Origin of the sequence: Streptomyces johnsoniae (genome assembly GCF_031845565.1) — a bacterium.
Taxonomy (GTDB): Bacteria; Actinomycetota; Actinomycetes; order Streptomycetales; family Streptomycetaceae; genus Streptomyces; species Streptomyces johnsoniae.
In genome coordinates this window covers 143,901-150,532 of sequence record NZ_JAVREV010000020.1, presented here as the reverse complement: position 1 = coordinate 150,532, position 6,632 = coordinate 143,901, and the positions used below count along the sequence as shown (strand labels likewise).

Below are 6,632 nucleotides of genomic sequence, written 5' to 3'. Positions count from 1 at the left end.
GATCCGGTGCCTTGCGATGCACCGCATCTGGGGGCACCTCCCTGGGGGCACCTCCCAGACGAAGTCTGGGGGAGGAGTCTGGGGGAGCCGCGGGCTGATCCGACAAGATCGACAGGACAGGACCTAGGCGAACACCTTGCGTACCCACAGCGCCAGGCCCTCGACGAACAGCACCACCGCGAGAACCATCAGCACGATGACGGTGACGACGTCGAACTGCTGCACGCGGGCGGCGTTGAGCAGGTCGTAGCCGATGCCGCCCGCGCCCACGATGCCGAGCAGCGTCGCGGAGCGGATGTTGACGTCGAGCGTGTACAGCAGGTGGGCCAGCACCGTGGGCCAGGCGCGCGGCAGGACGGCGGTGAAGAAGACCTGGCCGCGGCCGGCACCCGTGGCCAGCACCGCCCGTGCCGGGCCGGGATCGACCTCCTCCAGCGAGTCGGCGACGAGCTTGCCCAGCAGGCCGACGGAGCCGATACCGAGCGCAAACGCCCCGGCCACCGGCCCGAGCCCGGTGACGACGACGAAGACGATCGCGAGGACCAGCTCGGGCAGCCCCCGCACGAGCAGGATCAGGGAACGGAAGAACTGGGCGACGGCCGGCGAGGGAACCACGTTGCGCGCGGCCAGCGCGCCGAGCGGCAGGGCGAGCACCACACCGATGAGGGTGCCGGCGAGTGCGATCTGCACCGTGATCCACAGGTTCTCCAGCAGCATGTCCCCGATGCCGCCGGTCGACGGGGGCAGGAAGTCGCCGATGGTCGGCAGCAGGGACTCGGCGCCGCGGGCCAGCGCATCGGGGGAGATACCGGCGCGCACGCCGGAGGCCACCACGAGGGCGCAGGTGAGGGCCGTCACCACCGCGCGCCGCACCCGTCCGGCATCCCAGGGCGGACTCGCCCTCCGGCGGATGCCCGCCCCCCGCGGCCCGGCCGGGACGGGCTCGTGCCGCCGAGCGCCGGTGCGCGCCGCGAGACGCCGACCGAGGACGCGCCCGCCGACGACGCGCTTCAGCACGCCCGCCCGCGGCGCCTCCGCGACCTCGCGCAGCAGGGAGCGGCGGATCTTGCCCGAGACCGCCTCGGCCGCGAAGCACAGCAGCAGGACCACGAGCGCGATGCCCATGGCCTCCTGGTAGTCGAGCCGGGCGATGGCGTTGGACAGGGCGTAGCCGAGGCCGTTGACGCCGACGAAGCCGAGGACCACGGACACCCGCAGGTTGATGTCCAGCCGGTGCAGTGCGGTCGCCACCAGCGACGGCAGCGCCTGCGGCAGCACGGCACCCGCGATCTGCTGGAGCCGTCCGGCGCCCGCGGCGCGCAGTGCGTCGCGCGGCCCCTCGTCGATCTCCTCGAAGGCGTCGGCGTAGAGCTTGCCGACCATGCCGACGGAGTGCAGGCCCATGGCGACGACGCCGGTCATGGCGCCGAGGCCGAAGACGCGGAAGGCGGCGATGGCGAAGACCACGTCGGGGATGGCGCGGGCCAGCACGATCAGGGCCCGGGAAGCGGACCTCACCGACCCGCCGGGAGTCGTGTTGCGGGCCGCGAGCAGGCCGAGCGGCACGCTCAGCAGCACGGAGAGCGCCGTGGCGGCGATCACGATGGCGAGGGTCTGCCAGGTCAGATCGAGGAGTTCGCCGACCGGCGGGAACCGCAACGGCAGCATCCGTTCCAGGAAGTCCCTGACGTTACCCGCGCTGTCCACGACGGTGGCGACGTTCAGCTGCAGTTCCGCGAAGGCCCACACTCCGCCGCCGACGCACAGCAGCAGGGCGAACGTCGCGCCGAGCCCGGCGGGCGTGGGGCGGGCGACGGTGCGCCGCCGCTCCTCGCGCGCGGGAGCCCCGGCGGGGGGCCGCCGGTCGGGGCGCGTCTGGACACTCACCCCGCTCCCCCGCCATGATGCGGCAGCGCGCCGGGCGCCTCGGGGTCCGCACCGACTTCCCGGTACAGGCGCATGACCTCCTCGCGGCCGATACCTGCCGTGGACACGTCCATGACGACCCTGCCGCGGCGCAGGCCCACGATCCGGTCGGCGAACGACAGGGCGACGTCGACCTGATGCAGACTGCACAGCACGGTGAGGCGGCTCTGCGTCGCGACGTCCCGCAGCAGCCGCATCACCTGCCCGGAGGACTCCGGGTCGAGAGAGGCGACCGGTTCGTCGGCGAGCAGAATCCGCGGCTCCTGCATCAGGGCGCGGGCCACCGCCACCCGCTGCTGCTGGCCGCCGGAGAGGGTGTCCGCGCGCTGGAACGCCCAGTCCGCGAGGCCCACCCGGTCGAGACGGTCCAAGGCGGCCTCCCGCACCGGCCTGGGGTAGGTGAACAGGCCGAGCCGCGGCCCGCGCAGCGAGCCCAGGGCCCCGGTGCAGACGTTCTCCAGCACGGTGAGTCTGTCCACCAGGTGGAACTGCTGGAACACGAAGCCGATCCGGCGGCGCAGTGCCCGCAGTTCCGCGGCTTTCGCCGTGGCCAGGTCGGTGCCCAGGACGGTGCCGCCGCCCGAGGTGGGGGCCTGGAGACCGTTCACGTGCTTGAGCAGCGTGGACTTCCCCGAGCCGGAGAGGCCGAGGAGGGCCACGATCTCGCCGGCCCCGATACGGAACGACACCTCGTCCAGGGCGGTGAGCGCGGCGGCGCCGCTGCCGAAGCGCTTGGTCAGTGCGTCGATCCGGACGGCGACCCGGTCCTCGTCGGTGCGTTCCCTTCCGGGGACCAGGGCGGCCGCCGTCATGAACCGGCCTCGCACTGCTCGTTCCGCGTCGTCGCGCAGACGTCACGCACGCTCGCGTAGTCGGCGTCCGAGACCGGGACGTAGCCCCAGTTGCCCTCGATCAGGCAGTCCTCGCCGCCCGCACAATAGCCCTGGGCTTCCAGGTGGTCGGCGTTCGTCTTGTTCTGAAGGGCGTCGGTGAGCGTCTGCCGGAGCTCGTCGGTCAGATCGTCGCTGATGGCGACGGGCGAGCCGGGGATCATGGCGGACTCCCAGAAGACCGTGAGGTCGTCCGCGCCGATCTGGCCGCTCTCGACGAGCTGGCGGGTGGCCATGTCCTCCGTCGCGAAACCCGCGTCGCACTGCCCGTCGGCCACGGACAGGACCGAGGCGTCGTGGCCCCCCGCCGTGATCCGCGCGTAGTCGCCCTCGCCCAGACCGGCCGCGATGAGGCCGGCGGCGGGGTAGAGGTAGCCGGAGGTCGAGTTCTCGTCGACGAAGCAGACCTCGCCCCCCGCGAGGTCGTCCATGCTGTCGATGCCGGAGCCGGCCCGGGAGACGCCCACCGAACGGTAGCCGGGCTCGTCCCCCTGCTCCGCCACCGGCGCGGCAACGATCTCAAGACCGACGCCGCTGTCCTTGGCGACGATGTAGGAAAGCGGGCCGTAGAAGGCGATGTCGGCCTTGCCCGCGCGCTGGGCCTCGATGACGGCCGCGTAGTTGGTGGCCTGCTGCAACTCGACGTTCTTGCCCGTTTCCTCCTCCAGCATTTGGATGATCGGTTCGTAGCGCTGCGCGAGAGCGGTGGACTCCTCCGAGGGAATGGCGGCCAGGACCAGGGTGTCCGGGTCGCGACCGTCCGCGGAGCTGTCCTCCGCGGCGCTCGAACCGCAGGCGGCCAGGACCAGAGGGAGCAGGGCGAGGACCGCTGCCCGGGGCAGGCGGGGGGTGCTGGGCATGGGTTAGTCCTTCCGCGCCGGAGCGCGCTGAGCATCGGTGTGGCTGCCAGCGTCAGGACGTCAGGTGTGTGCGGAGGCGCGGCAAGGTTAAGCAACGCTGAACGGCGCGGGAGACAATGCGTGACTTGACAGGACAACCTGCGCCGGCGGGCGTCCGTCGTGGTCCGCACCGGGAAGCTCGTGCGTCAACGATTCGAGCACCCGGGGCCGGGGGCGTCATGCGCCGGCGTTCCGCCCGGTGCGGACGTTGTTGTGCGTCGGCGTGCCGTTCGCGCCCCAGCCTTCCCGCCCTCTCGGCGCGGCCGTCGCGATCAGGCCGTCACCGGCAGGGCGCGCAGGCCGCGGATCACGAACTCGCCGCGCCGTTCCGGCTCGTCGGCCAGCCGCCCGGGGAGGCGGGTGGCGAGTGCGGCGAGCGCCGCGGCGATCTCCACCCGCGCGAGCGGGGCGCCCACGCAGTAGTGGATGCCCGCGCCGAAGCCCAGGTGCGGGTTGGGCGAGCGGCCGATGTCGAGGGTGTCAGGCCGGGCGAAGATGGCAGGGTCGCGGGCGGCGGCGCCCAGCAGCACCGCGACCTTCTCGCCCGGCGCGACGGCGTAGCCGGCCACCGAGGTCGGCTCGGTGGCCGTGCGCTCGAACAACTGGAGGGGCGCGTCGAATCTGATCAGCTCCTCCACGGCGGTCGGCAGCAGCGCCGGGGAGGCCACCAGCCGATCCCACTGGTCGCGGTGGCGCAGCAGCGCCAGCACCCCGTTGCCGATCACGTTCACCGTGGCCTCGTGGCCGGCCATCAGCAGCAGCACCGCGGTGCCGACCAGTTCGTCGCCGGTGAGCCGATCGGTGCCGTCGCGCACCGCGACCAGGTCGCTGATCAGATCCTCGCCGGGTTCGCGGGCGCGGGTGGCGGCCAGCGCGCGCAGGTAGTCGACGAACTCGGCGGCCGCGCCCTCGGCCGCCGCCGCGGCCTGGGGCGGCAGTCCGTACTCGTACATCTTCACGATCGCGTTCGACCATGGCTGCAAGCGCGGCCGGTCCTCCGGCGGCACGCCCAGCAGTTCCGCGATGACCTCGATGGGCAGCGGCGCCGCCAGGTGGGCGAGCAGATCGGCCGAGCCGTCCGCCGCGATGGCCGCCGCGAGCCGGGCGACCATGCCGTCCGCGACCGAACGCACCCGGGGTTCGAGACGGGCCACGTGGCCGCGTCCGAACGCCGCCGCGATCAGGCGGCGCAGCCGGGTGTGCCGCGGCGGTTCGTTCTCCAGCAGGGAGTTGCGGTGCAGCAGGTTGAACGCGGGGAACGCGGCCGCGGGCGTCTTGTCCGTCCAGATGCGACCGGCCGAACGGCTGCGCAGCACCTCGGAGCAGGCGGCGTGCGACACCGCCACCGCAAGCCCCATGCCCGCGTGCCAGTGCACCGGCGCGCGCTCCCGCAACGCGGCGAAGACCGGGTACGGATCGGACAGCAGGACCGGGTCGCTCGGGTCGAACACCACACCGGGACGGTACCGCGCGACGCGGCCCCGCGACACCGTGTCCGCCGGACGCACCGGTGGCCGGGGCCCGGGTTCGCGCGGGCGTCACGATCGCACGGCGACGCCTTCCAGCACGGTGTCGGCGAGGGCGGTGGCGAACTCGTCCAGCGGCTGGGGCGGTTCCTTGTCCCAGAAGCACCGCAGGAACGCCCGCTGGAAGCAGGCGCCGAGCAGGAGGGCCGCGGCGGCCCTGGGGTCGGCGCCGGGCGCGATGCGGCCGGCGCCGCGCTCGGCCCGCAGATACGTCGCCAGTGAGGTCAGCAAAGTATCGGGGCCGGTCTCCAGGGCGCGCAGCGCCTCGCGGTGGCGCTGGAGGAGGGCGGGCTCAGCGAAGAGCGAAGCGGCGATGGGGGTGGTGGACTCGTAGAAGTGGACGGCGTGGCGGGCGATATCGGTGAGGCAGTCCCGCACGACACGGCCGCCCGGGTCGTCGGTGAGGTCGGCGAGGAGGGGAACGATCCGGGGCAGCCGGTCCTCGAGCACCCGGACGAAGATTTCCTCTTTGTTCTTGAAGTGCTTGTACAGGGCGGCCTCGGAGCACCCGGCGGCCCTGGCGATCTCCTTGGTCGTGGTGCGGGCGAGGCCGAGCGAACGCATGAGCCGTTCGGCGGCCTCCACGATGCGGACCTGGGTGGGCTGCGGGGACGAGGACACGGGGCGGAGTCCTTCCGGCTTGACGGCGAGGCGGGGAACCCCCACCCTAGCGGTGAGTGAACACTTACCCACCAGGAGGACCAGGGATGAAACTCGCCGTCTTCGGGGCCACCGGCGGCACCGGTCAGGAGATCGTCCGGCAGGCGCTCGCCGACGGGCACGACGTCGTCGCGGCGGTGCGCGCCCCGGGCAGGCTCGCCGTCTCCCATCCCCGTCTCGACATCGCCCCGGTGCCGGACGTCACGGATGTCGCGCGGGTGCGCGAGGTGGTCGACGGCCGGGACGCGGTGCTCTCCGCCCTCGGCACCACCAACAAGAGCGCCGGCATCGTCGCACCGGCCGCCCGCGCGGTGGCCGAGGCGATGAGCACGGCCGGCGTGCGCCGCCTGCTCATCGTGAGCGCCGTACCGGTCGGGCCGATGGCGGCGGGGGAATCCCTGGCCTACCGGGCCGTGCTGCACCCGATCGTCAGCCGGGCGTTCCGGGCGGTGTACCGGGACCTGGCGGAGATGGAACGCGTCATCACCGCCAGCGGCCTGGACTGGACGGTGGTCCGGCCCCCGCGCCTGCTGGACAAGCCGCTGAACCACCGCTACGAGCGCGTCATCGGCGCGAACGTGCCCGGCGGGCGGTCACTCGCCCGCGCCGACCTGGCACACGCGATGCTGGCGATGCTGGACGACGAGGAGACCGTGCGCCGCCCGGTGGGCGTGGCGGCGGCCTCCTAGATGGCACCGGGCGCGGGCGCGGCCGGGCGAGGGCCTTCGTCG

6 protein-coding genes are annotated in these 6,632 nt (G+C 73.3%); 1 reads left to right on the top strand and 5 read right to left on the bottom strand.

Annotated features, from left to right (window positions below; translation table 11 throughout):
- Positions 1–123: 123 nt before the first annotated feature.
- The 5 genes from phnE to RM779_RS28960 all read right to left on the bottom strand — a co-directional run bounded on the left by phnE (position 124) and on the right by RM779_RS28960 (position 5,805).
- Positions 124–1,887 (bottom strand): phosphonate ABC transporter, permease protein PhnE, encoded by a 1,764-nt coding sequence (phnE, locus tag RM779_RS28980; protein WP_311620747.1) that lies wholly within the window; start codon positions 1,885–1,887, stop codon positions 124–126.
- Positions 1,884–2,738, bottom strand: coding sequence for a phosphonate ABC transporter ATP-binding protein (gene phnC / locus RM779_RS28975; protein WP_311620746.1), 855 nt, complete (start codon positions 2,736–2,738; stop codon positions 1,884–1,886). The genes phnE and phnC overlap by 4 nt, the downstream gene beginning before the upstream one ends.
- A complete protein-coding gene (locus RM779_RS28970; protein WP_311620745.1) occupies positions 2,735–3,676 on the bottom strand; it encodes a phosphate/phosphite/phosphonate ABC transporter substrate-binding protein in 942 nt (313 codons plus the stop codon). The genes phnC and RM779_RS28970 overlap by 4 nt, the downstream gene beginning before the upstream one ends.
- 311 nt (positions 3,677–3,987) lie before the next feature.
- Positions 3,988–5,169 (bottom strand): cytochrome P450, encoded by a 1,182-nt coding sequence (locus tag RM779_RS28965; RefSeq protein WP_311620744.1) that lies wholly within the window; start codon positions 5,167–5,169, stop codon positions 3,988–3,990.
- A gap of 84 nt (positions 5,170–5,253) precedes the next feature.
- On the bottom strand, positions 5,254–5,805 hold the full coding sequence (locus RM779_RS28960; protein ID WP_394813417.1) for a TetR/AcrR family transcriptional regulator: 552 nt from the start codon (positions 5,803–5,805) through the stop codon (positions 5,254–5,256).
- 143 nt (positions 5,806–5,948) lie between these two features.
- Here RM779_RS28960 and RM779_RS28955 point away from each other — a divergent pair, with 143 nt between their 5' ends.
- Positions 5,949–6,590: an NAD(P)-dependent oxidoreductase gene (locus RM779_RS28955; protein WP_311620742.1), complete on the top strand. Its 642-nt coding sequence runs from the start codon at positions 5,949–5,951 to the stop codon at positions 6,588–6,590.
- The last annotated feature ends 42 nt before the right edge of the window (positions 6,591–6,632 follow it).